Source organism: Shewanella subflava (genome assembly GCF_025971955.1).
GTDB classification, from domain to species: domain Bacteria; phylum Pseudomonadota; class Gammaproteobacteria; order Enterobacterales; family Shewanellaceae; genus Shewanella; species Shewanella subflava.
On record NZ_JAPDMX010000003.1, the window covers coordinates 1 to 26,269 of the forward strand.

At 41.5% G+C, this 26,269-nt stretch carries 28 protein-coding genes; 14 read left to right on the top strand and 14 right to left on the bottom strand.

What is annotated here, in order from left to right:
* The 5 genes from OHT75_RS02080 to hemC all read right to left on the bottom strand — a co-directional run.
* On the bottom strand, nucleotides 1-3,050 hold a 3,050-nt coding region (locus OHT75_RS02080), incomplete at its 3' end, for a retention module-containing protein (RefSeq protein WP_264724747.1).
* Nucleotides 3,051-3,508: 458 nt separating this feature from the next.
* Nucleotides 3,509-4,681 (bottom strand): heme biosynthesis HemY N-terminal domain-containing protein, encoded by a 1,173-nt coding sequence (locus tag OHT75_RS02085; RefSeq protein WP_264724748.1) that lies wholly within the window; start codon nucleotides 4,679-4,681, stop codon nucleotides 3,509-3,511.
* Complete coding sequence (locus tag OHT75_RS02090; protein WP_264724749.1) at nucleotides 4,678-5,871, bottom strand: uroporphyrinogen-III C-methyltransferase; 1,194 nt, start codon at nucleotides 5,869-5,871, stop codon at nucleotides 4,678-4,680. The genes OHT75_RS02085 and OHT75_RS02090 overlap by 4 nt, the downstream gene beginning before the upstream one ends.
* 78 nt (nucleotides 5,872-5,949) lie before the next feature.
* The gene (locus tag OHT75_RS02095; RefSeq protein ID WP_264724750.1) at nucleotides 5,950-6,672 is read right to left on the bottom strand and encodes a uroporphyrinogen-III synthase; all 723 of its coding nucleotides are present in this window, start codon (nucleotides 6,670-6,672) and stop codon (nucleotides 5,950-5,952) included.
* 10 nt (nucleotides 6,673-6,682) lie between these two features.
* Nucleotides 6,683-7,612: a hydroxymethylbilane synthase gene (gene hemC / locus OHT75_RS02100; protein ID WP_264725133.1), complete on the bottom strand. Its 930-nt coding sequence runs from the start codon at nucleotides 7,610-7,612 to the stop codon at nucleotides 6,683-6,685.
* 499 nt (nucleotides 7,613-8,111) lie between these two features.
* Between hemC and OHT75_RS02105 the strand changes: the two genes are divergently transcribed.
* Nucleotides 8,112-10,544, top strand: coding sequence for a class I adenylate cyclase (locus OHT75_RS02105; protein ID WP_264724752.1), 2,433 nt, complete (start codon nucleotides 8,112-8,114; stop codon nucleotides 10,542-10,544).
* 31 nt (nucleotides 10,545-10,575) lie between these two features.
* Here the strand turns inward: OHT75_RS02105 and cyaY are convergent, their stop codons facing one another.
* Complete coding sequence (gene cyaY / locus OHT75_RS02110; RefSeq protein ID WP_264724753.1) at nucleotides 10,576-10,905, bottom strand: iron donor protein CyaY; 330 nt, start codon at nucleotides 10,903-10,905, stop codon at nucleotides 10,576-10,578.
* Between the two features lie 67 nt (nucleotides 10,906-10,972).
* Between cyaY and lptM the strand changes: the two genes are divergently transcribed.
* The 7 genes from lptM to OHT75_RS02145 all read left to right on the top strand — a co-directional run bounded on the left by lptM (nucleotide 10,973) and on the right by OHT75_RS02145 (nucleotide 16,388).
* Nucleotides 10,973-11,161, top strand: coding sequence for an LPS translocon maturation chaperone LptM (gene lptM / locus OHT75_RS02115; protein WP_264724754.1), 189 nt, complete (start codon nucleotides 10,973-10,975; stop codon nucleotides 11,159-11,161).
* 15 nt (nucleotides 11,162-11,176) lie between these two features.
* The gene (lysA, locus tag OHT75_RS02120; RefSeq protein WP_264724755.1) at nucleotides 11,177-12,421 is read left to right on the top strand and encodes a diaminopimelate decarboxylase; all 1,245 of its coding nucleotides are present in this window, start codon (nucleotides 11,177-11,179) and stop codon (nucleotides 12,419-12,421) included.
* A gap of 25 nt (nucleotides 12,422-12,446) precedes the next feature.
* Nucleotides 12,447-13,274 (top strand): diaminopimelate epimerase, encoded by an 828-nt coding sequence (gene dapF, locus OHT75_RS02125; RefSeq protein ID WP_264724756.1) that lies wholly within the window; start codon nucleotides 12,447-12,449, stop codon nucleotides 13,272-13,274.
* Between the two features lie 127 nt (nucleotides 13,275-13,401).
* Entirely contained in the window at nucleotides 13,402-14,028 is a 627-nt protein-coding gene (locus OHT75_RS02130) for a DUF484 family protein (RefSeq protein WP_264725134.1), read from the top strand.
* 77 nt (nucleotides 14,029-14,105) lie between these two features.
* Nucleotides 14,106-15,008: a tyrosine recombinase XerC gene (gene xerC, locus OHT75_RS02135; RefSeq protein WP_264724757.1), complete on the top strand. Its 903-nt coding sequence runs from the start codon at nucleotides 14,106-14,108 to the stop codon at nucleotides 15,006-15,008.
* Nucleotides 15,005-15,805 carry an HAD-IA family hydrolase gene (locus tag OHT75_RS02140; protein WP_264724758.1) on the top strand — a complete coding sequence of 267 codons (801 nt, stop codon included), beginning with the start codon at nucleotides 15,005-15,007 and terminating at the stop codon, nucleotides 15,803-15,805. Before xerC ends, OHT75_RS02140 begins: the two co-directional genes overlap by 4 nt.
* Before the next feature lie 91 nt (nucleotides 15,806-15,896).
* Nucleotides 15,897-16,388 (top strand): Sbal_3080 family lipoprotein, encoded by a 492-nt coding sequence (locus OHT75_RS02145; protein ID WP_264724759.1) that lies wholly within the window; start codon nucleotides 15,897-15,899, stop codon nucleotides 16,386-16,388.
* A 55-nt stretch (nucleotides 16,389-16,443) separates the two neighbouring features.
* Here OHT75_RS02145 and OHT75_RS02150 read toward each other — a convergent pair whose 3' ends face one another.
* The 4 genes from OHT75_RS02150 to OHT75_RS02165 all read right to left on the bottom strand — a co-directional run bounded on the left by OHT75_RS02150 (nucleotide 16,444) and on the right by OHT75_RS02165 (nucleotide 18,703).
* On the bottom strand, nucleotides 16,444-16,941 hold the full coding sequence (locus tag OHT75_RS02150; RefSeq protein ID WP_264724760.1) for an AlbA family DNA-binding domain-containing protein: 498 nt from the start codon (nucleotides 16,939-16,941) through the stop codon (nucleotides 16,444-16,446).
* Between the two features lie 91 nt (nucleotides 16,942-17,032).
* Nucleotides 17,033-17,569 (bottom strand): hemerythrin domain-containing protein, encoded by a 537-nt coding sequence (locus OHT75_RS02155; RefSeq protein WP_264724761.1) that lies wholly within the window; start codon nucleotides 17,567-17,569, stop codon nucleotides 17,033-17,035.
* Nucleotides 17,570-17,781: 212 nt separating this feature from the next.
* The gene (locus OHT75_RS02160; RefSeq protein WP_264724762.1) at nucleotides 17,782-18,225 is read right to left on the bottom strand and encodes a YeeE/YedE family protein; all 444 of its coding nucleotides are present in this window, start codon (nucleotides 18,223-18,225) and stop codon (nucleotides 17,782-17,784) included.
* Nucleotide 18,226: 1 nt separating this feature from the next.
* A complete protein-coding gene (locus OHT75_RS02165) occupies nucleotides 18,227-18,703 on the bottom strand; it encodes a YeeE/YedE family protein (protein ID WP_319803622.1) in 477 nt (158 codons plus the stop codon).
* A 228-nt stretch (nucleotides 18,704-18,931) separates the two neighbouring features.
* On the opposite strand from OHT75_RS02165, the gene OHT75_RS02170 reads away from it, so the two are divergent.
* On the top strand, nucleotides 18,932-19,456 hold the full coding sequence (locus OHT75_RS02170; RefSeq protein ID WP_264724763.1) for a DUF3087 domain-containing protein: 525 nt from the start codon (nucleotides 18,932-18,934) through the stop codon (nucleotides 19,454-19,456).
* 80 nt (nucleotides 19,457-19,536) lie between these two features.
* On the opposite strand, the gene OHT75_RS02175 is transcribed toward OHT75_RS02170, so the two are convergent.
* Nucleotides 19,537-19,959, bottom strand: a complete 423-nt coding sequence (locus OHT75_RS02175; RefSeq protein WP_264724764.1) for an organic hydroperoxide resistance protein — start codon at nucleotides 19,957-19,959, stop codon at nucleotides 19,537-19,539.
* 195 nt (nucleotides 19,960-20,154) lie between these two features.
* Between OHT75_RS02175 and OHT75_RS02180 the strand changes: the two genes are divergently transcribed.
* On the top strand, nucleotides 20,155-21,339 hold the full coding sequence (locus tag OHT75_RS02180) for a tetratricopeptide repeat protein (RefSeq protein ID WP_264724765.1): 1,185 nt from the start codon (nucleotides 20,155-20,157) through the stop codon (nucleotides 21,337-21,339).
* Between the two features lie 7 nt (nucleotides 21,340-21,346).
* Here the strand turns inward: OHT75_RS02180 and OHT75_RS02185 are convergent, their stop codons facing one another.
* The 3 genes from OHT75_RS02185 to arfB all read right to left on the bottom strand — a co-directional run bounded on the left by OHT75_RS02185 (nucleotide 21,347) and on the right by arfB (nucleotide 23,695).
* A complete protein-coding gene (locus OHT75_RS02185; RefSeq protein WP_264724767.1) occupies nucleotides 21,347-22,402 on the bottom strand; it encodes a class I SAM-dependent rRNA methyltransferase in 1,056 nt (351 codons plus the stop codon).
* Nucleotides 22,403-22,720: 318 nt separating this feature from the next.
* Nucleotides 22,721-23,176: a type II 3-dehydroquinate dehydratase gene (gene aroQ, locus OHT75_RS02190; RefSeq protein ID WP_264724768.1), complete on the bottom strand. Its 456-nt coding sequence runs from the start codon at nucleotides 23,174-23,176 to the stop codon at nucleotides 22,721-22,723.
* Between the two features lie 99 nt (nucleotides 23,177-23,275).
* Nucleotides 23,276-23,695 (bottom strand): alternative ribosome rescue aminoacyl-tRNA hydrolase ArfB, encoded by a 420-nt coding sequence (gene arfB / locus OHT75_RS02195; protein WP_188843689.1) that lies wholly within the window; start codon nucleotides 23,693-23,695, stop codon nucleotides 23,276-23,278.
* 138 nt (nucleotides 23,696-23,833) lie between these two features.
* Here arfB and OHT75_RS02200 point away from each other — a divergent pair, with 138 nt between their 5' ends.
* From OHT75_RS02200 to OHT75_RS02215, 4 genes are all read left to right on the top strand, one after another.
* Nucleotides 23,834-24,199, top strand: coding sequence for a SpoIIAA family protein (locus OHT75_RS02200; RefSeq protein WP_188843710.1), 366 nt, complete (start codon nucleotides 23,834-23,836; stop codon nucleotides 24,197-24,199).
* 60 nt (nucleotides 24,200-24,259) lie between these two features.
* Complete coding sequence (locus tag OHT75_RS02205) at nucleotides 24,260-24,436, top strand: DUF3012 domain-containing protein (protein WP_264724769.1); 177 nt, start codon at nucleotides 24,260-24,262, stop codon at nucleotides 24,434-24,436.
* A 21-nt stretch (nucleotides 24,437-24,457) separates the two neighbouring features.
* A complete protein-coding gene (locus OHT75_RS02210) occupies nucleotides 24,458-24,901 on the top strand; it encodes a hypothetical protein (RefSeq protein WP_264724770.1) in 444 nt (147 codons plus the stop codon).
* 126 nt (nucleotides 24,902-25,027) lie between these two features.
* Entirely contained in the window at nucleotides 25,028-26,263 is a 1,236-nt protein-coding gene (locus tag OHT75_RS02215; protein ID WP_264724772.1) for an efflux RND transporter periplasmic adaptor subunit, read from the top strand.
* The last annotated feature ends 6 nt before the right edge of the window (nucleotides 26,264-26,269 follow it).

The window sequence follows — 26,269 nt, forward strand, 5'->3', positions numbered from 1 at the left end:
CCGTCGACGGTTACCGCGGTATCTTCAGTGACGCTGCCAGTATCCGCCACCAGAGTAGGAACATCGTCAGTACCATTAATGGTAATGGTCACTGTGTGTGTGGCCGTGCCATCTTTGGAGGTCACGGTGATATCACGGGTCAAGGTTTGACCTGCAGTCAGAGATTGCACATCGATGTGGTCGTTATTAAGGACATAGGTCCAGTTACCGTTCGCATCAATCGAGAAGGTCCCGTAGTTGCCATCGGCGACATTGGTTTGTACTTGGAAAATGGCTTCGCCGGTGTCGACGTCAGTGACGTCTAGCTTACCGTTAACCGTTTGTACGGTATTGGCATCGTTGTCGCTGGCGCCGTCTTCAGTGACCGTGCCTTTGTCGCTATCGCCGTTGCCGGTGCCGACAGTAATGTCAGCTGGATCGTTCGCACCCACAATGGTAATGGTCACAGTGTGTGTGTCCGTGCCATCTTTTGAGGTAACGGTGATGTCACGGGTCAAGGTTTGACCTGCAGTCAGAGATTGCACATCGATGTGGTCGTTATTAAGGACATAGGTCCAGTTACCGTTCGCATCAATCGAGAAGGTCCCGTAGTTGCCATCGGCGACATTGGTTTGTACTTGGAAAATGGCTTCGCCGGTGTCGACGTCAGTGACGTCTAGCTTACCGTTAACCGTTTGTACGGTATTGGCATCGTTGTCGCTGGCGCCGTCTTCAGTGACCGTGCCTTTGTCAGAGTCGTTAACTGTTATAGTTGCTGGATCACCTACAGGTGTTACTTCAATGGTTAATGTTGCAGTAACGCCAGTATTGGTGGTGTAGGTGATCACAGGAACGCTGCCGTTCCAGTTGTCATTTGGGGTGAAGGTGTATGAACCATCAGCGTTGATGACAAGAGTGCCGCCTTCAAGCGTGACTTCACTTCCCGCTAGGTAGGTTTCACCATTTACTTCAAAAGAAACCACGGCTAAATCTGAGTCAATATCGCTGTCATTATCTAATACGTTACCAGTAGCAACCGTATCTTCAGCGATAGTTTGGCTGTCATTCACCAATACAGAGGCATCATCAACAGGCGTTACTTCAATGGTTAATGTTGCTGTTGAACCCGTATTGGTGGTGTAGGTGATCACTGGGACTTGACCGTTCCAGTTGTCATTTGGGGTAAAGGTGTATGAACCATCAGCGTTGATGACAAGAGTGCCGCCTTCAAGCGTGACTTCACTGCCCGCTAGGTAGGTTTCACCATTGACCTCAAAAGAAACCACGGTTAAGTCAGAATCTGGATCGCTGTCGTTATCTAACACATTACCTGTCGCTGGTGTGTCTTCAGCTACCGTCACCACGTCATTCAATGTGACCGTCGGATCATCGACTGGCGTCACTTCAATGGTTAATGTTGCAGTAACGCCGGTATTGGTGGTGTAGGTGATCACTGGGACTTGACCGTTCCAGTTTTCATTAGGGGTAAAGGTATATGAACCATCAGCATTTAGGACTAGCACGCCATTTTCTAACGTGACTTGTGTACCAGCTGCATAGGATTGACCTTCTACTTCAAAACTGACAACGGCTAAATCTGAGTCAATATCGCTGTCATTATCTAATACGTTACCAGTAGCAACCGTATCTTCGGCGATAGTTTGGCTGTCGTTCACCAATACAGAGGCATCATCAACAGGCGTCACTTCAATGGTTAATGTTGCAGTAACGCCGGTATTGGTGGTGTAGGTGATCACTGGGACTTGACCGTTCCAGTTTTCATTTGGGGTAAAGGTATATGAACCATCAGCATTTAGGACTAGCACGCCATTTTCTAACGTGACTTGTGTACCAGCTGCATAGGATTGACCTTCTACTTCAAAGCTGACAACGGCTAAATCTGAGTCAATATCGCTGTCATTATCTAATACGTTACCAGTAGCAACCGTATCTTCGGCGATAGTTTGGCTGTCGTTCACCAATACAGAGGCATCATCAACAGGTGTTACTTCAATGGTTAATGTTGCAGTAACGCCGGTATTGGTGGTGTAGGTGATCACTGGGACTTGACCGTTCCAGTTTTCATTTGGGGTAAAGGTATATGAACCATCAGCATTTAGGACTAGCACGCCATTTTCTAACGTGACTTGTGTACCAGCTGCATAGGATTGACCTTCTACTTCAAAGCTGACAACGGATAAGTTTGAGTCTACATCACTGTCATTATCTAATACGTTACCAGTAGCAACCGTATCTTCGGCAATAATTTGGCTGTCGTTCGCCAATACAGAGGCATCATCAACAGGTGTTACTTCAATGGTTAATGTTGCAGTAACGCCAGTATTGGTGGTGTAGGTGATCACTGGGACTTGACCGTTCCAGTTTTCATTTGGGGTAAATGTATATGAACCATCAGCGTTGAGGACTAGCACGCCATTTTCTAACGTGACTTGTGTCCCTGCCTCATAGGATTGACCTTCCACCTCAAAGCTGACAACGGATAAGTTTGAGTCTACATCGCTGTCATTATCTAATACGTTACCAGTAGCAACCGTATCTTCGGAGACAGTATTGCTATCGTTAGCCAATACTGATGGGACATCATTAAGAATAATTGGGGTATCTTCTTGTGCTAATGGGGCTGCTGCAGGTTGGGCTGCAGTACTAAATCCAGCATTAGCAATGGTTTCATCACCGGTTCGTGTTAAAGATACGAACCCTGAGTTGCCTTGATTACCAGTAGGTGTGCCAGCAGCGGTTTCAGGTAGTTCCGCAGTTGGATCTTCACCTGATGCAATCAAAGCCTGGAGAGCTTCAATTTCATCTAGTGCATCTAAGTTAGCAATATCTGCATTTGACGTTGATTGGGGAAGTGTGTCTGCGTCTGTCGCATAAATGGTACCATCATCGAATGTGATAACAAAACGAGCATTATCATCAAAAACTAACACGCTTCCAGACGGTATTGCTTGCCCTAACTGAACAGATGTTAATTTATTGTCTACAGATAAACTGATATTACTTTGCGTTTCAGTTAACGTGCCCGTTTTTGAAGTTGTGATCGTACCCATGTTTTTAGCTCCCAACAGCTAGTGCAAACTCAAAAATGCTTATTAAATAAAGTGTTTAGCCTGATTTTGTATAAACAGTTTTTTATACATTATTTAAGCTTAGTTTAGATCTTACAATTTTATGCCAAAACCATAACATAGTCAATTTTTTGACTATGCAGTAAAAAGCTATAACTTTCTGAAATTTTTTCATTAAAGATTATTGTAGAATACAAAACGTTTCAGCTTATGACGTTCACCTGAAATTTATGTAAATAAATTGAATAACATCTAGGGTTGAGTTTTAACTCTATATAAAGCTTATTTTTTAGAGCGCATAAAACACTAGCTACGATGATTTAGCTCATTTGGGTTCTGAGGATTTTGATAAAGCAGAAGCAGGCGAAGGGGAGCATGGTAGATGGTCAAGAAATGAAAACCTTTAAGATTCAAAGATTATCATTTCTTGACCAAAGCAGTTAATCGTTAAGATGTGCCGCGTTTCGATAGCTTTGTAAAGCCATCATATTGTCACCGAGTTGTTCTTGAACTTGTGCAAGTGCTAACCATCTAGCACGAGTAGGGCTAATATGGCAGGCATGATTAAAATGCATTTTTGCTTGTTTGAAATCTCGTGTTTGCAAAGCAAGGTTCGCAAGGCACTCTTGATAATTTACTATATTTTCATGGGTTTGCTCAAACTTTGTTAATGTTTTTCTGATGTCTTGATCATGGGCGGTGGCTATTTTTGCTACCGCATCAAATAAAGCCGCAGTGGGCTCTGCTTTAAGACGTTTTGACAATAATTTTAGCGCTTCGTCTTTACGTTGTAATTTGCATAAAGCATACAAATAAGCCACAAAGGTATCAGTTGGAGTTTTTTCAGATTTGCTAAACCAGCCCCAACATTTATCTAAATCGTTTGACGACTGTTCAGCGGCTTTGTTAACCAGTTGTACATTCGTTTGCACCGAGATTGTTTGTAACTTTTCTTCAGGATAAATATGGCGTTTGGCTAAAATAGGTAATATTAACTTTAGCGCCGACCAATCTTGCTGGGCGAGGTACAAATCAGCCGCAATTTTTAAAACAGGATTTTTACTCTTGCTGGTTGGTTCAAGTTCATCAAGTAAAACTCGTGCTTGAGTTAACTCGCCTTGTTGAAGTAAATAACGGGTGCGAGTTGTCAGCGCCGCGGCTTTTGCTAAAGGCTCTGCTTGAGCTTGGGTAAGATAGCTATCTCGTTCAGCAATTTTTTGTTGATGCTGGGCCGCGCGAGCGGCAGCGAAATAGTTTAATGCCGGTAATTCGCCATTCTCAGCCCCTTTAGCCATTGCTTTTTCGGCAGCAGGCCAATCTTCTTCTGCCAATGCTAAAGCACCGAGTAACGTTTGCTTTTTGGCTTTTTTTATCCGCCATTGTTCAGGTAAAAATCGACTGTTGAGCACCAGAGTCAATACTAAAACTAAGGCTCTTTTAATGATTTCAAATGCAACAAAAATGGCAAAAAGGACTAGCAGCCCAAAGGCTAAGCTAGTTTCAATTTGATAATCCCATATTGCAATATAGATATAGCCTTTAGTGGCTAAAATATAAGGTGTTAGACACAGTCCTAAAACGATGATGAGCACATACGCTAACAGTTTTATCATAGCGTTGGCTCCTCTTCTGGCATCATTTGTCCATAAGTCATTAACTCTTGTAATAAAGGTGTTGATTGAAATTGCTTGGTGTTAATCGACTCTATAGTGAGACCTGATAATTTATCAAGTTGGGCTAAAACGTTCAGCGTATTTCGGTCATTCGTATCAAAATATTGCTTTACCCATCGCTTCGCATAATCGATCGCACTTTTATAACCTTGTGCATCATAGTTATGCAGCGATAACTGTGCTTGCAATAGCTTAAAGCGCACATTTTCAACTAAATACCACTGTTGCTCTAAGGGTAAAAGTGGCTCTAAATCTGTGGTGCGTTGTCTGATGGTAATAAAGCCTTCAACAAACTGTTTAAATGACTTAGAAAGGTTGGTTTGCCAATCGTCAATCGAGTCGGTAAGTGGCTCGGTTAAAGGATCTGCTGATATTTCGGTATTGATTCTATTTAATGGTAAGTTAGCGATTTGATCTATTACCGCATCAATGGCATAAACTGAACCTGCTATATCGGTGATTTTAATTGCTTGAGTTGTAACAATATCATGGGCAAGGGCTTTACGCAGTTGATGTAAAGCGGGATCTTTCATCGCTTCAATTCTGTTATCAGCGGCTTGCAATAAACGGACAGCTGTTTGAGGATCTTTTTCAAGCCAAACTTTTCGGCTGGCCATACGAACAAGGTATTCTGCTTCAGAAGCCATCCAATGATTAGGACTGCGTTGTGCAACAATAGCAACACGCTCTTGCAGTTGTTGATGCGCTTTTTGTAGTGAAACTAATTGCTGATAGGCTTTGGCATCATCACTTTGTTGCTGCTCTAACTGGGCAATACGTTGATTTGGCGCTGAAAGTGATTGCTGTAGCTCCTGCTTAAGTTGCTGATTACGCACTTCGACGGCAGAGAAGTCACTGACTAACTTTTGTTGTTGAGCTTGCTGGTTATTGAGTTGCAAATATAACCAATAACATCCTGCAATGGCTGCTCCTGCAGCTAACCAGCTAATCAATATGCTTAATCTTACCCACCACGAACTACCTAATTTGCGATGGCGGCTTGATGGTCCGGGCGCGCGTTTTAACGTTGGTGGCGTTTTAGTCACTTTAGATGAGTCGTCCTTTGCCTGAGGCTTTAACACGGTTTCGTTTGTGTCAACTTCAGTGGTTTCGGGTGTGTTGTTATCCATGAACAGTCCTTGAAAGCAAAATACGACAATTTGATCGTGAAAAACTCACTATCATTAAATCATGTGATGAAGAGGAAATTACGCAGACAGACCTAAAGCTGCAAGTACAGCTTGAGTATTTGCTCCATTTGCATTGGTTACTCGGTGTAATCCTAATGCATTTGCCTGTAATTCCACACGATTACTTGGCACTATGATATGACATGAATGTAGCCATGCAAATAATTCTTTTGGAATTAGTGCAATTAAATTGGTTAATATCTCACCGCTGGTCACCACAATCGTATCAATACCAAATGCGGTCCATTGTTGATATATCGGTTGTTCATGGAATTGCGGGGCAGTACGTTGATAGACATCCCAATAACAGACTGTGGCGCCACGTTGTTGGAGTTCTTCTGCGATAGTTTCTCGACCGCCCGATCCTCTGCATATAATAAATGATTGTTTATTCACATTTTGCAGTTGAGGTAATGACAGTAATCCTTCGCTATCCTGACTTTCTTCTGGTGCAGTAAAAACGTTTAAGTTAAAACACTTTAATGCATCGGTAGTGGCTTGCCCGACGGCAAAGTATCGGCATGATAAAGGAAACTGATACTGGAGTTTTTCTGCGGTAAATTTAACGGCATTGGTGCTGATGAAAATCAGGTTATTTACATCAAAAAAATGTGATGGGACAGCTTGATGAGTGGCTTCAACTGCTAAAAGCGGAGTCACCATATGAGCAACTTGACGTTTTTCAAGTTGCTCAATCATATCTTGATTACGGCCTTCTGGCCGCGTTAGCAAGACTTTCATGGTCAAATCATTACTTAGCGTAAACGGCGTCTAGGATGGTTTTAGCACCGCGACTGAGAAGATCATTCGCCAGAGCTTGTCCTAGTTCAATGGCTTGGGTTTTATCGCCAGCAACTTGTCCTGTGATCACCTGACTACCATCTGGATTACCCACTAAACCGCGTAGGGTTAATGTATCGCCAACGATTTCAGCATATGCACCAATCGGAACCTGACAACCGCCTTCTAAGCGAGTATTCATAGCTCGCTCAGCTAATACGCGATAACGGGTTTCTAAATGTTCAAGGGGAGCAAGTAGGCTTTTCACGCGTTCATCATTGCTACGACATTCAATTCCTACAGCACCTTGGCCGTTAGCGGGTAATGACTCTTCTGCAGAAATAAAGCTGGCGATACGTTGCTCTAACTTAAGGCGAATTAGGCCAGCAGCGGCAAGAATAATGGCATCATAATCACCACTGTCTAATTTTGCTAAACGGGTGCCAACGTTGCCACGCAAATCTTTGATAACAAGGTCGGGGCGAGACGCACGTATTTGGCATTGACGACGAAGACTTGATGTACCCACTACAGCGCCTAGGGGGAGTTCGCTGATACTTTTATAGCTATTTGACACAAATGCATCGCGAGGATCTTCACGCTCACAAATGACTTGCAAACCAAGTCCTTCAGGAAAATCTACTGGCACATCTTTCATTGAATGCACTGCGATATCAGCACGGTCTTCTAACATGGCAACTTCAAGTTCTTTAACAAATAAGCCTTTGCCACCCACTTTGGCGAGTGGTGTGTCTAAAATCACATCACCTTTAGTGCTCATTGGAAGGAGTTCAACGATTAACCCTGGGTGAATGCGCTCTAATTCTGCCTTTACAAACTCAGCTTGCCACATTGCCAGTGGACTTTTACGCGTTGCGATACGAATAGTGTTTTCAGACATAGCCATATTTATCCATCTACTTAACAGTAATTGCGCTAATGCTAACATTGGATTTAGGCATTTGTCATAACTGTGTTGAAATTGTTTGAAGTCGCACCATGATTTCTTAATTTCGCCACAAATCTGCCAAATAGCTTTAATGATCAAGCTTAATAATATTGATGTTGCGAATAATTTTACTGGTGAATCAACGTTTGGTGATTTTTAAGTGAAGGTCTGCATTGTCATTGTATGAATTTCTTTGTCGCTAATAGCTTATCAGGCATTTTCTGCTGCCATTGTGTATGAAATTCAAACGTTTTAACTGTGTTTTGTGCAAATTGATACAATTCAATTCCACAACAAGACTTTCGGCTAGATTGCGAAAACCTAATTTAGTGTTAACCTTATCACGTATTGGTTGTTTTATTTGATACAGGTCACATTTGATACTGATAAAACTCATCTGAATTGTTGAGCTATTGTATCGGTGCATGTGAGTGATTTAAGGATGGAGTCTTTGTCTATTATTCAGCATGAACGTGTTGGGCATAACAGTGCGATTATTTGCGCTGAAAAATTGAATACGTTGCGATTACAACGTGTTCAACTAACGCTACCTGAACATCAGTACCAACTTTTTTTACTTATCCCTTATTTACTTCAGGTTAATCACAAGCAATTACCTGGTTATACTGATGCTTCAACGCCTTCTGGGGTTTGTCAATTTTCATTTAATGATGCCATAAAACGCGCGTGCCAACTTGCTGATATTGAATATTTTCCTATGGTCTCGGAACAACCCTATGCATTTGAGGGAGTTTATGCCATGGGCAGCTCGTCGAGTTTTGGGCAAAACTTGAATAGCGACGTGGATATTTGGCTTGTTCATCATCAATCATTAAATCGCGCCGATCTAAAGCTAATAACTGACAAAACGGCTCGATTAACCACCTGGTTTGCCCAATTTGATTTTGAAGTCAACTTTTACCTTATTCACCCAAATCAATTTCAAGAATGTGGTCTATATGACAATTGCCAACCTTTGGGTGAAGAGCACAGTGGCTCTGCGCAACATTGGCTTTTATTAGAAGAGTTTTATCGTACTCACATTCGTTTGGCGGGCAAGTCTGTGGCGTGGTGGCCAAATGCTCAGGGCGATAATTTACTGTATTTAGGGACGTTAGATAATATTCCTGCCAGCGAATATTTTGGCGCGTCTTTGTGGCAGTTGTATAAAGGCTTAAATAAACCGCACAAAGCATTATTAAAAGTGCTATTACTGGAAGTTTACGCCAGTGATTACCCTCAAAAACACATGATTACCGACACCATTTGGCAATATTGTTTAGCGGATAATTTCTCTGAGGATAACGATACTTATCTGATTTTGTATCAAAGAATTGAAGCGTATTTATTATCTAGACGAGAAGTGAGGCGGCTTGAAATTGCTAGGCGGTGTTTTTATCTTAAATGTGGTATTGCGTTATCAGCACCACAAGCAGTCAATAATGATTGGCGAACGCAAAAGCTTACACAACTCACCCTAGATTGGCATTGGCCAAGCAGCTTATTGCTTACCCTAGATAATGCAAATAATTGGCATTCTGGCCAATTACAATGGTTTAACCAACAATTAAATGAACTGTTATTGACCAGCTATAAAAATTTACTGCAGTTTGCCTCAAAGCATGAATTAAGTGATCGTATGCGGGTTGAAGAGTTAGGGTTGTTAGCACGTAAATTACACGGATTTTTTAACGATGATCCTCATACGCTGCCCTCATTGAACCCTTTGTGGAGTCAAGGCGTCAATGAGCCTGTGTTAGCTGTGTGGTATTCGAAAAAAAAATCGCAATATCAATTGTTCCGTGAGATCACTTCAGCTAAACAGTTAATAGGTCAGCAAGCATTATTTATTGGCAAAACGGTCGTTGATGTTGTGGCTTGGGCCGTAATGAATGGACTGGTTACCGATAAAACGCGTTGGTTTGCCATTGAGCGAAGCAAATCATATGCAACCAAGTTAGCGCACCTTGCCAATGTTTTATTACCCCATGTTAACCATCGTTTTGAAGTCACAAAACGTCATTTATGTCAGTCTTGGTTTTATCAGCAACTTATCGTGGTTGCTAACATGGATGACGACCCAACTGAACTATGGCATGGTCAGGAAATCATGGTTGATTACATGAACGGTGATATTTTATCTTTAGGTCGTAGCAAGCAAAATATGCTGTCTAGTATAGATATCATCAGTTTAAATAGTTGGGGGGAGTGGCATAGTCATCGATTTGAAGGTGAGGTGGCATTACTTGATGCTATTTCATTTTTAGTATTAGGACTTAAGCGAGCCGATGCTCAAAGCCATATTTCAGTATTTTCATGCTCGGCTAAATTATCCAAACAAATAAGCGATCAACTTACTCAGCTGCTTGATTTGTGTTACCAAACGATTCAACGGGTAACCGATAGCCAGACACTGTTAATTGAACTTAATTTGGCCGATAAAAAGTATGGCTTACATTTCAACTCATTAGGTATGGTTTATAAACCATTAATCGCGCACAAGGCCATATTTCATTACAATCGCCCCCGATTAGTGAATCATCTACCTCGGCCAGAACTTAATAATGAGCCTTTTGCTACCGTTCCAACCATTATTCAGCGATATATTTCACATGGCGCAAAACAGTTTTTTTTACGTCAGTTAAAACAAAATCTTGAGGTGATTTTGGTTGATGAGCACAACAAACTGACTCATAGCGTATTAGATGATATGACGATCGCGCAGCTAGTTAACCAACAAAGCATGCACTTTGTGAAAAATAGCCATCAAGACCAGCAAGCATTTTTTAATATGCCGCAATTTTTCCATTTAGTACGAAAGGATGGTGTGTTGCAGGTTGAGCCTTTTGGGGTAACCGAAGATGAAATGGGCTCAGCGTTTTAACTGAGCCTATTTCATGACAAAGAGGATGCGATCAGATGCTGATCACAATCCCGCCTTGCTTGGCAATCGATTCAAGCACAAAAGGCACAAAATCAATGTTGTTGCGGGTATCTAACCATTTACCGTTTTGATAAGTGAAATGGTAACCACCAGTTTTAGTCGCCAGCCAAATCTCATGCAATGGCTCTTGTTTATTGATAACAATTTGCGAGCCATCTTCAAAACTTAATTGCACTACATTACCACTGTAATCAATATCTACGTCGGCATCTTGTTCATCAATGGCGGTTTCGATGGCACTATCAATGGCGCTGAAAATTTCATCAGCCAATTGGTGAAACTCAGTATCTGTCATAGCCATGCATTTCTATCCTTTGCTTTCTGCGTGATGAATGCGATTATAAGGCCATAATTGATCAGATGCACAGATGTTGAGAAAAATGAGACTGCTTTTATTACTTTTGCTTGCTAGCCTATTGCTTACTGCCTGTGGTCAGAAAGGGCCGTTATATAAAACGCCTACACCGGAAGATAACCAAACTGCCGTTGTGCCTGCAGTTGCTGACACCAAAATAACACCAGTAGAATTGGACTCACCCGCTGAAAAACAGCAATAGAATAGGAAATGCATTGTGGATTTTTTTACTTATCAAGAGAGTAAGTTATTTGCCGAAGGTTGCGATGTAAGTGCGTTAGCTAAAAAACATGGTACCCCACTTTATATTTATTCCCGAGCAACCCTAGAGCGCCATTGGCATGCTTTTGATAAGGCAGTGGCTGATCATCCACATTTGGTGTGCTATGCCGTTAAAGCAAACTCTAACCTTGGTGTGCTGAATACCTTAGCCCGTTTAGGCAGTGGTTTTGACATTGTATCTGGCGGCGAGCTGTCGCGTGTTTTACAAGCCGGTGGAGACCCTAAAAAAGTGGTTTTTTCAGGTGTTGGTAAAACGGTACCAGAAATGGAACAAGCACTTAAGGTAGGCATTTACTGCTTTAATGTGGAATCAAGCGCAGAGCTTGAGCTGCTAAATGATGTTGCGGGACGTTTAGGTTATATTGCGCCAGTGTCTTTGCGGGTTAATCCTGATGTTGATGCGGGCACCCATCCTTATATTTCTACCGGATTAAAAGAAAATAAATTTGGTATCGCTATGGATGAGGCTGAACAGGTTTTTGCCCGTGCTGCCGCATTACCTCATTTACATGTGAAAGGGGTAGATTGTCATATTGGTTCACAGCTCACTGAAATTAAGCCCTTTTTAGATGCGATGGATCGCATGTTAGCGCTGATTGACCGTTTAGCAGAGCAAGATATCGATATCGAACACTTTGACGTTGGCGGGGGATTAGGTGTGCCATATAACAATGAAACGCCTCCGCACCCAGATGCTTACGCAGCAGCCTTGCTTGAGCGTTTAGGTCAACGTCCGATCAAACTGATATTTGAGCCAGGCCGAGCCATTGCAGCTAATGCGGGTATTTTTGTGACCGAAGTGCTTTTCTTAAAAGAAAATAGCGACAAACGTTTTGCGATTGTCGATGGCGCCATGAATGATCTTATTCGTCCATCGCTTTACAGCGCATGGCAGAATATTATTCCAGTGAATCAAACTGATGCGCCAACTCAAGCTTATGATGTCGTCGGCCCTGTGTGTGAAACAGGCGACTTTTTAGGAAAAGATCGACAACTCGCTGTTAATGCGGGTGACCTACTTGCAGTGCGCTCAAGTGGAGCTTATGGCTTTGTGATGTCATCTAATTATAACTCTCGTCCACGTGTGGCTGAGGTGATGGTTGATGGTACACAAGATATATTAGTACGTGAACGTGAAACAGTTGCCCAACTTTGGCAAGGTGAGCACTTACTGCCTTAATGCGTCAATAGAAAAGGAAAAGTCTTTGATTCAATTCACTAAAATGCATGGGCTAGGCAACGACTTTATGGTGGTTGATGGCGTCACCCAAAATGTATTTTTTTCGCCAGAGCAGATTCGTCGCTTAGCCGATCGAAATTTTGGGATTGGCTTTGATCAATTATTATTGGTTGAGCCGCCCTATGATCCCGATTTAGATTTTCATTATCGTATTTTTAATGCCGATGGCAGCGAAGTGGAACAGTGCGGCAATGGTGCACGTTGTTTTGCTCGCTTTGTGCGTAATAAAGGCTTAACAAATAAGAATAAAATCCGCGTTAGCACCAGTTCTGGCAAAATCACTTTGCGAATTGAACGCGATGGGCATGTGACCGTTAACATGGGCGTGCCTGTTATTGACCCTAGTCAAATTCCTTTTAAAGCCAAAAAGAGTGAAAAAACCTATTTACTTCAAACACCGTTGCAAACTTTTTTATGTGGTGCAATTTCTATGGGAAATCCACATTGTGTATTAGAAGTGGAAGACGTAGAAAAGGCGGCTGTAGCGGAAATTGGCGCGATGTTAACCAACCACGAGCGTTTTCCAAAAGGGGTTAATGTTGGGTTTATGCAGGTGGTGAGTTCCAGTCACATCAAATTACGAGTGTATGAGCGTGGCGCTGCTGAAACATTGGCTTGTGGCACGGGTGCGTGTGCAGCTGTAGCTGTTGGTATGTTGCAAGATAAATTAGATAACCAGGTTAGGGTCGATTTACCCGGAGGCTCACTGACGATTAATTGGGAGGGTGAAGGTAAATCATTATGGATGACAGGTCCGGCCGAACATGTATATGATGGTCAAATTCAGTTGTAATATTTAGGAATAGTAATTTTTTATGAGTGACTTAACTTCAGCCGCTGATGTGGCATCAAATCAAGATATACCATCAGAAACCGCATTAAATATTGATGCGATTGGCCAGGATTTAAGTGCTGAAATGATGGCAAACTTTAAACATCAATTACTCGATGAAAACATCATTCGTGAATATTTATTGGATAACCCTGATTTTTTCAATCGGTTTCCTGAGCTATTGATTGCGTTGAGATTAAGTCATCATGAGCGTGGGGTGGTATCTTTAGTTGAGCGCAGACAAGAAATATTGCGTCAAAAAGTGACTCAACTTGAGGAAGAAATTACCAGCTTAATGAATGTGGCTAAACAAAATGAGCGCATTTTTTTATTCAACACTGAATTGTCGTTTCAGTTGCTTGCGTGTGAAGATTTAGGGGCGCTGAGACAAACCCTGTCAGAAGGGTTGCAACAGGAATTTGGTTTCACCCATGTACGATTAATCACAGTGCATGATATCGACAGTGAACTGGCTAATATATGGCGTCATAGGATCCAAAATAATTACTATTTTGGTCGCTTAACCCAATCAGAATCAAAACGATTATTCGGCAGTGAAGTTGGCTCAGTAGCATTAACACGATTATCAAATGAGAATGGTCAGGTAATATTTGCGATTGCCAGCAGCGATCCCGCTCACTTCTATCCTGATATGGATTCATTACTATTCAGTCAATTACGCCGTTTATTGGACCACCTATTGCCGACTTTTTAGCTGTGTTGCGACTGATATTTTGGGGCGTGTAATCATCAGTGTAACGGCATTGCTCAATCATAACCGGAGTCAACACCATGCCACACAATGATTGGCAAGCAAAGTATTGCCAATATTTGACCTCTGAACGTCAATTGTCTGCCTACACAATTCGTAACTATCTGTATGAATTGACGCGGGCCCAATCGCTATTGGGCGATAAGGTGTTATTACAAGATGCCAACCGCGAGCAATTGCAACAAGTACTGGCTAAGTTACATCGTCAGGGGCTAAGCCCAAGGTCAATTTCATTGCATTTATCGGCGCAAAAGCAGTTTTTTGAGTTCTTATTGACCGAAAAAAAGATACAGATTAACCCCGCTCAAACCCTGACTGCGCCTAAGCAAAATAAACCCTTGCCCAAAAATATGGACGTAGATGCCGTTAGTCATTTACTTGATATTAATGGTGATGATCCACTGGTTATTCGTGATAAAGCCATTATGGAATTGTTTTATTCAAGCGGCCTTCGACTCGCTGAGCTTGCTGCTTTAAATTGCGATGATATTCAGCTAGATAATGCTGAAGTGAAAGTCATGGGTAAAGGTAGTAAGCAACGCATTGTGCCCGTTGGGAAGCTAGCTATGGAAGCGTTAACTTTGTGGCTTATGCATCGAGCCGATATGCCAACTCAACATGCCGCCGATGCTTTATTTGTTAGCAATCAGGGTAAACGCTTATCTCACCGCAGTATTCAAGCCCGGATGAATAAATGGGGGCAAGAGCAGGCATTATCAGTAAAAGTGCATCCGCATAAACTACGTCATTCGTTTGCCACTCATATGCTTGAATCCAGTGCCGATTTAAGGGCGGTGCAGGAGTTATTAGGGCATGCTAATCTTTCTACTACCCAAATTTATACAAGTCTTGATTTTCAGCATTTAGCCAAAGTCTATGATGGGGCTCATCCTCGAGCCAAGAAAACCAAAGGGAGTTCATGATGAAACATCACGACCCAAAGTACCAGTCTGCTTCAGCATCCATTACCCCATCTTCAGTTAGTGCACAACTTCAATCTGGCATCATTCAATACCAACGGCTTAAGCCATTCAAGGCAATCAGCTTTGATTTAGACGACACCTTATATGATAACCAGCCGATTATTGCCAATGCGGTAAAGCAGTCATTTGCCTTATTACATCGTGAGTATCCAGCGTCTACCCAATGGACTCCAGAGGATTGGCTTAAGTGTAAATTGGCACAACAATCCCTGCATCCTGAACTTAAACATGATACTTCAGCGGCGCGATATACCATGCTCAGAGAGGGATTAATTCAGCTTGGTTACAATGAAATACAAGCTACCCAAGGAGCGCAAGCGGGATTGGCTTGTTTTCAGCATTATCGCAGTGATTTTAACGTCACCGAAGATGTCATCGCCATTTTGAAGGCATTAAAAGTCGACTTTAGATTGGTGGGGATTACCAATGGCAATGTCGATGCCAGTCGGATTGGATTAAGTGACGTGCTGGAATTTGTGTTACATCCAGGTTATGGCGTAAAAATGAAACCCCACAGTGACATGTTTACCATGGCTTGCAACCAGTTAGCTATTGTACCTTCTGAGTTATTGCATATAGGTGATCACCCAAACTCTGATATTTTTGGTGCAAAAGTAGCAGGCTGTCAGACCGTTTGGCTTAATCCTTGTCAACAAAATAGAGATAAAAAACCGTCCAGTTTATTGCCCCAGATAAAAATTACTCACCTCAGCAAGTTATTGGATTTTTGTCGTTAAATTATGGCGTTTTTAACATGTTGAGTGTAAGTGTTTTGTGTGATTTAATTTTTGAGTTATCACTTCAACTATATTGATTCAAGGAAGAAAAATGAGCACCAAATTAAGATTGAGCTTCATTGTTGTGTTATCTATTTTAAGTTTATCGGCATGTTCGATTAAGCAAAAGGTTGACCCCATAGAAGTCACGAGTGCGACAGAGGTGTGTATTGTCGAAAACAAAGATGTGCGTGAAGGTTTTTTAAAAGAATTTGAAAAAGTGTTACAGCAAAAACAGATTAAATACCGACTCATTCAAGAGCTAGATGCGCAAAATGGTTGTGAGTGGACAGCAACGTATACCGCAAATTGGGCGTGGGATTTAGCGTTATACATGGTGTATGCCGAAATAAAAGTATTTTATCAAGGCAGATTAGATGGTGAGGCTATCTATGATGCAAGAATGGGGGGCGCTAATATGAATAAATTTATTGATGCAGAACCTAAAATACGCGAGTTAGTGGAGCAATTGATTCAGCAGAAACAAGCTAACAATCAATTTAGAGTAATTCACTCCTTTACTGAGCATCAAGTTGCCATTTAAATAAACTTATTATTCGATATTCAAAGCCAATAAATCAGTTTTATTGGCTTTTTATTTACTTAAATTTTAAACCGCTGCGCTTACTCATTTGATCAACCTGCTCATGGCTAGCGTGCATATCGGCATCGCCTACGCGAAAATAGGTGCCGCTGTAAGGATCTTGGCCAATGTAAATTGGTCTAAGTTTCAGATCCACAGCGGGCACATGGATTCTGATCAACTTCTTACCCATTATTTCAATAATTTGCACGTCAGTTGGCGATAAAATGTTATGACTGATTTTTTGCGGATTGTTGAGAATTTGCCAAATTTCACTGAGCATCGGCATCGGGTTAACAATGCCTTCAATACTAAATTCACCATGCTCTTCTTTTACACCTAAAATAATCTCACCACCTAAGGTGTTAGCAAAGGCACTATAGGTTTCCCACATGCCTTCTGGTAGTTTGCCATTACCATCACGTCCACCCGCAAGTTTAAATTCTACCTGGGCAGACTCGTGAAGATTAGCAATATCATCTAAAGCAAAGGTAGGGTAGTGATGGTTAGGCATAACGTTAGTCGATTAGTCATATTCTGTAGTTAGCTTATGAATAATCGACTGAAAAAGATAGTCAAAAGTCAAAGAGACTCAGCTGATAACACTATAACGCTAAGGCCTTAGGAAACAGCATATTATTTTCTAAGTGAATATGCATTTGTAAATCGGCATCAAATTCTGCCAGCGTTTTATAGCAGGTACGCCAGGTGTTACAAGCCCCTTCAGGGATAAGGTAGTTATGCGTTAAGGCTCTTAACTGTAGCAGTATCTCCTGAGCATTATCATGTTCATGCTCCATTACATGAATAGGATTGCCAATATGACCAAAGCACCCATTAACTTCTTGCCCCTGACTAAGCGAGCGTATAGCAGGGAATAAAATACGTTCTTCTTTAATAAGGTGTGGCATCAGTTCTGCGATTAACTCAGTCACGCAATGTGATAAAGGGACAATTTCTTGATGGTCATCAGCATGGGCAACCACCATTCGCTGCAAGTACTCTTGTAATAAGGGGGCGGTGTCACGAATGTATCTATGGTGGGTTGCTTCAATGTGATTAAGCAGGTCAATAAGGGGTAACTGCTCTAGTTGAGACAAGTGCGCTTGTTGTTCAGCAGAGAATAATTCCGGTGTAGTCATGACGATCCCAAAGAATAAATTTTAAGCTGAGTATTAAATGCATCTTTATTTTTGGCAAGATAAACCCGACTAATTTGATAGGTTAATCACACATTAGCCAGTAATTAATGCTACAGAGATCGCTAAGCTGAGAGTATTCAGATTAGCAATGCTATTTCGTTAAGGTTAAGTACTTTTTATTGAGGCGTGTTTATGTTCATTTATCAACATAGCTAAGCACGCCCTAGCCTTTTTGCCGCAAACATCCCAAAAAACATTGCGATGACAAATCCAATAAATTGGCCATTCAATGTAACTACATTTACGATGGCAGGACCAGGACAAATTCCAACAAGTCCCCAGCCTAATCCGAAGAAGCTTGCGCCAGTTAATAAATTTTTATCAATGCGGTTTTTTGTGGGGAGAAAAAATTGATTATCTAATAAAGGCTTACTTTTGGGTTTAACCCCAAACACATATCCAAGACTAAATACGCTTAATCCCGCGGCCATAACTAAAACCAGACTTGGGTCCCAATGGCCAAAAAAATCTAGAAAATTAAGGACTTTGTTAGCATCAACCATTTGTGCAACGATTAATCCTAAACCAAATAAACCACCAGAAATGAACGCGACTAGCGTCTGTAAGGGGTAGGGAGTTTGTGGATGCTGACTCATACTAGGCTCCGATAACATGACGCGTAATAAATACCACCATAGCGGCCACGAACATAAACACCAATGTGGCAACAATAGAGCGTTTAGACAATCTGCCAATACCGCAAATACCATGACCACTTGTGCAGCCGGCACCTAAGTATGTCCCAAAGCCGACCAAAAAACCGCCTATTAGGGTCAGTGTCCAGCTAGCGTCTAAGTGTGTAGGTAAAGTGAAGCCCAAAGCGGGAGCTAAAAAGCCACTTAATATCAGGCCAGCAATAAAAGCCCATCGCCACTTCGCATTAGGGTGTTTGAATTGCAGTGCGCCACTTAAAATGCCTGATATACCAGCAATACGGCCATTAAGTAGCAACAATAACAATGATCCAAAACCGAGCAAGGTTCCGCCGATTAAGGCGCTAATAGGAGTAAATTCAGTCATATTCATCGTCAACGCATAAAAGAAGGCGCAGTTTATCACAGGAATATGTGTCATTCTTAACCCTGATGAAAAGTTATCTTTTAGCCGTCTCTGTAAAATTGCTGAAGTAAGTTCACCAATAACATTGTCAGAGAACCTTAATTGCAGATTCAGTGAGTTCACCTTAGAGAGATTCATCCCCGATCATTGTGCTGCCGTTAATGCATTTGCTTATCTGCTTAATGAGTGATTTATATTAAGCAGGTATAATGCCGATAATATTGAACCTTAAGAGTCACATTTATGAGATTAAGACACGTTGATAAACCGCAATATCGCAAAATGACTAATCAAGTACAGGTTGGATTAATTGCCATATTAGCGATTTCATCAGTAGTATTTGGACAGATATTGATTGCGCTATTAGGTTCAACTTCTGTGGAGGCTGGGCAACCAACAGGCAATTTTTACTTTAATTTTGCAGGCGTAATTTTAGGCTTAATGTTGTGCACACTCGTGGTCAAATATGGTCGTGAAAAACCACAATATTCTGATGTTTATTACGTTTTTCAGCTTAAGCAGCTGCAAAATAAAATTTACCGTAAACTGAATGCTGTGCAAAAGTCGGCTGCAGATAATAACCATGATGCCCTAGTGATTTTATGTTTTTATTATCAAAGTTTAGCGCTAGTTTATGAATTAGATAACAACACTTTGACGATAACGGAAGTGAATAAGCAAATTGCGGCATTAGAAAAACAAATTGCAGATAACCAATTAACATGCGATGTGAGTGAATTTGACATCAAATTGTTAGCACGCTTTTAATCAGTGTAATTGGATAGGAAAATAGCTTGAAAAGGCCAGAAAGTCATATGCTTTCTGGCTTTTTTATTAACCTTGTGGACTTAAATTGCAGCGTTATTGACCGTTAATTTTACATCGATATTACCGCGTACCGCATTTGAGTATGGACAAATTTGATGAGCGGTTTGAACAAGTTTAACGGCATCATTTTGAGCAAGATCTAATTCAACCGCTAGGGCAACGGTTAAAGCGAAACCTTGATTATCATTTGGACCTATTCCGACTGTCGCAGTTGTTGGTGCAGATTTTATTGCCACTTTCATTTCACGTGCTACATGTAAAATCGCATTCGAAAAACAAGCTGCATAACCCGCAGCAAATAATTGTTCAGGGTTAGTATGCTCGCCAGTACCACCCATTTCTTTTGGGTAGCTTAAACCTAAATCGAGTGTTTTATCATTTGTAGTCACTTGACCATTACGGCCAGCTAATGCTGTTGCTGAAGTTGTATATAACGTTGTCATAGAAATACCTCAAAAGTAAGTTAATTTAAGTTGTGTGCAATTTAATTGTGTTTACTTTAATTCAGGTAGTTAATGAATGCAACTAAATTGTGTGCAATTTAATTTGTGGGTAAGTTTAGAGCCTTAAGATAATCTTGAAATGTGAAGTAAGTTAATTCATATTGAATTAACTTAAATGTACATGGAATGTAGCAAATGATTGTATTAGGCCGTTATTGGCAACTGAAACATTACTCGATATTGTCTTTATGCTTACTTTTGAGCAGTGCTTGTACAGCCAATGCAGAAAAGGCTTATAAATCAGATTTTTTGCCTGAATTTAATCATTCTTTAGTTCAAAAAAACACTTCATTTAATGTGCCATCTATCGATAGCTTATCCCGCTTATCAGACATGCAGCGACAGGAGTTACAAGCCTTTATATCAAAAGATGATATGAAAAATTTGCCGAATCGTTTGAAAGTGGCTCATTTTATCAATCACAAAATGGTGAATTTTAATTATGAAGGCCGTAATTCTACCAGTAGCGAGTCCTGGGAAAGTAAATCGGGTAATTGTATGGCTTTGGCATTATTGACCTATTCAATCGCAAAAGAGCTGGATATTTATCCTGTATTTCAAGTGGTTTATGCTTCGCCTGTATTGACTAATATTTCTTCAGATCTTTTAGTCACATCAGATCATGTCCGTACATTTTTATATGATGAGAAACCCAGTGGTCATTTTTTGAGTGGCAGTACATCAACCGTAATTGATTATTTTCCTGATAGGTTTGATAGAACGGGTGCCATTGTTTCTCTGAATGAGTTTTTAGCGATGTTTTACCGAAATCTAGCAGCAGACGCACTGCTTTTAGAAAATTATGAACACGCCTTTGTTTTGTTGAAACAAGGATTCACCCTTGCACCAGAGTATGAACCGTTAATCAATATGATGGCTATAGTTCATCGCCGTTTAGGGGATGATGTGACCGCGGAAAAATTATATCGTTATGGTCTGAAAATTGAACCAAGTTCTTTAACGATATTAAGTAATTATCGTTTGCTACTTGAATTGCAAGATCGCAAACAAGAAGCCGCTCAAGTCGATCAGCAACTAATAGCGATTGAGTCTAGTAATCCTTATCGCTATTACAGTTTGGGTATTGAGGCATTAGAGTTTAAAGATTATGACAAGACGGTCATTTTTCTAGAAAAATTTATCAAGAGCGCCCCCTATTTTCATCAAGCCTATTTTGCCTTAGCTAAGGCAGAGTTAGGTTTAGGTAACACAAAAAAGGCGCAAAGAATTTTGAAGCAAGCAGTCGAGCTAACTGATGTGCCTGAAAATAAAAGATATTATTTAGCAAAATTGAATTCACTAAATAATATGCTTGATTAAGTTGTTTTTAGTTTATGGTTAGAGCCACAATTTTAAGCGGGTGATTATCATCAAATGAGGGGAAATCTTGGTGACAATCTAACCATTCTATATGGCTGATCCGACGGCCATTTTTTTCAACACATCGTATTAAGCTATCTAACCATGATTGGCGTTCCACTTTGGCGACATTATTACAGCACACAATGGTGCCACCAGGTTTTGTGGTTAGCATGGCGGGTTTAAATAACCCTTGATAATCATTGATTAAATCGACCACCCCAAAAACACTTTTAGCAAAACGAGGTGGATCTAAAAACACTAAGTCAAAAGTGGTTTTAGCCAGTTTAGGGAACTTAGGTAATTTTTGGTTACGACGTCCACCAACAGGTAAGCCTGCTAATTGGCGCAATGCCGGAAACGCATCACTTTGTACAAATTCACACACGTTTTCAACGTGATTTAACTCAGCATTTTTCTTACCTGCAGCCAGTGCAAAAGATGAAAAGTCGACATTCATTACTCGCTTAGCTCCGCCAACTGCGGCAGCGGTGCCAATACCGCAAGTGTATGAAAATAAATTGAGTACTGTTTTGTTATTACTGTGCTGATGCATGTACTCTCGGCCAATGCGCATGTCTAAAAATAATAATGGGTCTTGGCCTTCATGGCGTAATTTAGTGGTAAACGCGATGCCATTTTCATGCATCACTTGCTCTGACATGGCATAGTCTTGTGCTTCATTTAACAAGTTATTTGCTACGCGCGAGTTTTTTTGTGAGCGATCGTTATATACCATTGGGAAATCGCCATGCTGAATCAATACTTGGCTAATTTGTGCTAGTTGTTGTTCTGATAATGTCTCGTGAAAAGATTGTACTAACCATGCATCGCCATAGCGGTCTATGTTTAATCCATTAGCACCCTCTACTGTGCCATGAAATACGCGATAACAGTCTGTATTGTGCTGTGTTGCGTAGGCAAAAAAGTCTTGTCGTTGGGTAATAGCATCAGCTAGCACCTGTGTAAAATCGATTGCTGCATTTTTATGCGAAGTAATACATGCAGAAGTTGGGGTTGTCATAACAAGTGGGTCGCTGAATTAGGATTAGCGAGTCATTATATCAGAGTCTTATACAGGAAGCAGTCAAAGTCATCCGTGGATTTGGTTATGGGCTATTGCCGCATCAGATAAATACTTTTGATGGCAGCTAACTACATGATGCAGCATCGGATGATGCGTACCAGATTTCAACAGGTGTTAGGCTAGGATCGTTTTGTTTACCAAGAATAAAGCTGGGAACAGCATACGCATGTCATGCATTACGACGCCCCCATTTGGCTGCAACGATGTTTGGAAGATTATATCATTCAAGCGCATCAATAATCGGCTTTATGCGAGTTAGTGTGCCGCCTGATTATCCTGCACGTGTTTAAGCGCAGCCTGTAATGCAAATTGATATCCTTGTGCGCCCAATCCACAAATAACCCCAATGGCTTTATCAGAAAAATATGAGTGATGCCTGAATGGCTCACGGGCGTGCACATTAGATAAATGCACTTCAATAAAGGGGATAGCCACACCCAAAATCGCATCGCGGATTGCCACACTAGTATGAGTAAAGGCTGCTGGGTTAATAATAATAAATTGTGCATCCGTGGCGTGAATAGCATCAATAATTTCATGCTCTGCATTAGACTGAATATGTTCCAGCACGACATTGGCAGCACTGGCAGCACTTTGTAATTCAGACACAATCGTCGCTAAGTTTTGCGTGCCATAATGACCGGGTTCGCGGCGGCCAAGTAAGTTTAAATTTGGGCCGTTGACTAATAATATTTTTGCAGTTTGGCTCATGATAATCCTTTGTTCATCAATACTTAGTGCGCTAATTCAGCGTTTTACGTTGCTTGGTTTTAACCCAACTTAGCCACCCAGTAAACCTAAATTTGTTCATTAATCAAATTTGGGCTTACTTTGGCGTAATGCTTTGGTGGCGCCTCGTTGTTTTTTAGTGTCAATCCGCCGCTTTTGGCTGCCTTTAGTGGCCTTAGTTGCTATGCGTTTTTTTGCCACAATAGTGGCACTTTTTATCAGTTCAATAAACTGCTCTAACGCCAGTTGACGATTAAAATCTTGGCTGCGAGATTGCTGGCACTTGATGATGATTTTACCGCTTTGGGTAATGCGGTGGTCAGCCTTAGCCAATAATTTTTGTTTATAAAAATCAGGCAAAGACGATTGATTGATGTCGAAAATCAGCTGCGCAGCGGTAGACACTTTATTAATGTGTTGCCCACCCGCGCCACTTGAACGAACAAATTGCCATTCAAGTTCCTTGTCTTCGATTGTCACACTATTGGAAATATTTATCATAGTGTAAAGGGTATCACTTTTTAGATTAAAAATAGTTATATATTGGCGGCGGTAATATTTGTTATGATTTGCGACATTGAAGTGAATGCGTTGCTAATCGACTATTATCGGTTAGTCAGCATGACTCCGGAGTTGTTTATGTTATGCCAAATTACTGATATCACCAAAGGAGTTATCAGCTTGTTTGTAAGTGGGCGATTATCGGCACAAGATTACCGCAGCCGTTTACAACCAGCGATAAAATCTTACCGTAAAGACTGGGGTCAAGTGTGCTTGTACATTGAAGCTGATGTACTGTTAGAGGGCTGGGAGTTTGGCTCGTTAACGGGGAGTGGTGAAGTACAATTACCCGCATTTGATGCATTAGTATTTGTTGGTGGTCCTGACTGGGTAGGTAACTCTGTCCGATTAATGGGACCGTTTATGCAAGGTGAGGTGGCTTGGTTTCCGCTTTCACAAAAACAAGATGCGATAAACTGGATCACTAAGCGATCGCAACATTAAATCATGACTCTACAAGTTTGTTATGTAGAAGATTATTGTTAACTCAATCAAGGAAGTATTATGTTATTCAAAAAACTTTTAGCGTTATCAGCTGTGGGTATTTTCACATTAGGTTTAACAGCATGTGCACCAGAAGTTGGTAGTGAAGCATGGTGTAAGCAAATGAAAGATAAACCTAGCGGTGATTGGTCTTCAAATGAAGCTGCTGATTATGCTAAACACTGCGTGTTTAAGTAAATACCGCTTTAGATGATTGGCATGGGTCACCTGCATTCGTTTTCAATGATGCGAGCAATTAAATTGTTGATCGCGATTATTGTGCTGCAATTTGCTGGCGCGAATTTGGGTGGCCATCAATTACACCTTGGCAATAGTACTGAAGAAAAAGGCAATCATGCCCATGTTCAATTCACGCCAAGTATCGATATTGCCGCCCTCAGTCAGCTGGCTGAATGTATACAATGTAGTTGCGCTGCAGACGGTGCTCGCGAGCATGCGCCATCCGATGACCACTCTCACCCCGCGCCAACAAACAAAACGGTTGATTTGTGCCTAGATTGCCAGTGTCACGGTGGTTTAGTGGCCATAGTGTTTCCCGAAGAACTCTACACGGTTGAACAAGCTAATCAACAACCGCTTCAAATTGCTCAATCTTATTTAGCCCCCGCTTTAGGTGCAACATACCGCCCCCCGATAGTGTAAATCCTGTTTAAATTCATTCATTAAAGGTTTGCTGTTACGACAGGCAAGCTTAATTATTTTTATGGCTAAATTGAATGCTTATCGCAGAGTTTCAACTTGGCCATGCTTGAGTTCTAGGATTTATTTATGACAATTCCAGCTATCAATTTACCGGTAAATACCCGGTTTTTAGCATCGTTTAGTTTGCTCTCTCGTCAATTAGTGTGGCTCGCCGTTATCAGTATTGGGTTAATGCTTTTTAGCAATGCGGTGATGGCGAGCGGTGATCACAATCCACAATCGTCTTCAGCGGATCCGCAACAGGATGCACATGACGAGGCCATAACGTTAACGGCCGAGCAACGTGAGTTGGCTAACATTCGCGTTGAAACTCTCAATATTAGCCCTTTTGACTTAACCTCATTTGCCACCGCCCAACTGGTGGTCGACAAAGATAAAACCGTGACCATAGCCCCGCAGTTAGCCATGCAAGTATTAAAACGCCATGTGGTGCCGGGGCAGCAAGTGATAAAAGGCCAAGCCTTATTAACCCTGGGTGGTACTGACATTGCCCAAGCTCAAGCCGATTATATTAATGCGGCAACAGAGTGGCAGCGAGTGAGTCGTATGGCCAAAGGCACCATTAGCGCCAGTGAGAAAATGCGTACAGAAGTGAATGCCGAACTGAAACGTGCGGTGCTGAATGCCATTATGATGACGCCAGAGCAAATTAGCGCTCTGACAACTTCACCACAGTCGATTGGTCAGTTTCAATTATTGGCGCCCATTTCAGGGCGGGTGCAGCAAGATGCGGCCATGTTAGGGCAGGTATTAGAGGCAGGCACACCGTTAATGCAGCTTACTGATGAGTCGTACTTATGGGTCGAGGCGCAACTCACCCCAGTGCAGTCTGAACGGGTGGCCATTGGTCAATCGGCCTTAGTGCGCGTTGGGCAGCGAAACGTTACCGGCGTAGTGATTGGCCGTTCGCATGAGCTTAATCCTATTACCCGCACAGAACAGGTGTGGATCAGCATGCCTAATCAGCAACATGTGTTGCATGCCGGCGAGTTTGCCGAGTTGTTTTTTCAGCAACGTACTCTAGAACTCAATCAATCCGCTATTGGGCATACCCATGCTAAGGGGAATTTACACGGCATTATTGTGCCCGATGACGCATTAACCCGCAGCAGCGATGGTGACTGGCAGGTGTTTATTGAAGGTCAAGATGGCTTTAAGGCTGTTGAAGTTGATGTGGTGCAAAGTCAGCGTGGGCTTAATTTAGTCAACGGGATAGAAAGTGGTGCAAAAGTGGTGGTCTCAGGGGCGTTTTTCTTAGCATCTGAATTGGCTAAATCTGGCTTTGACATTCATAACCATTAGGAGTTT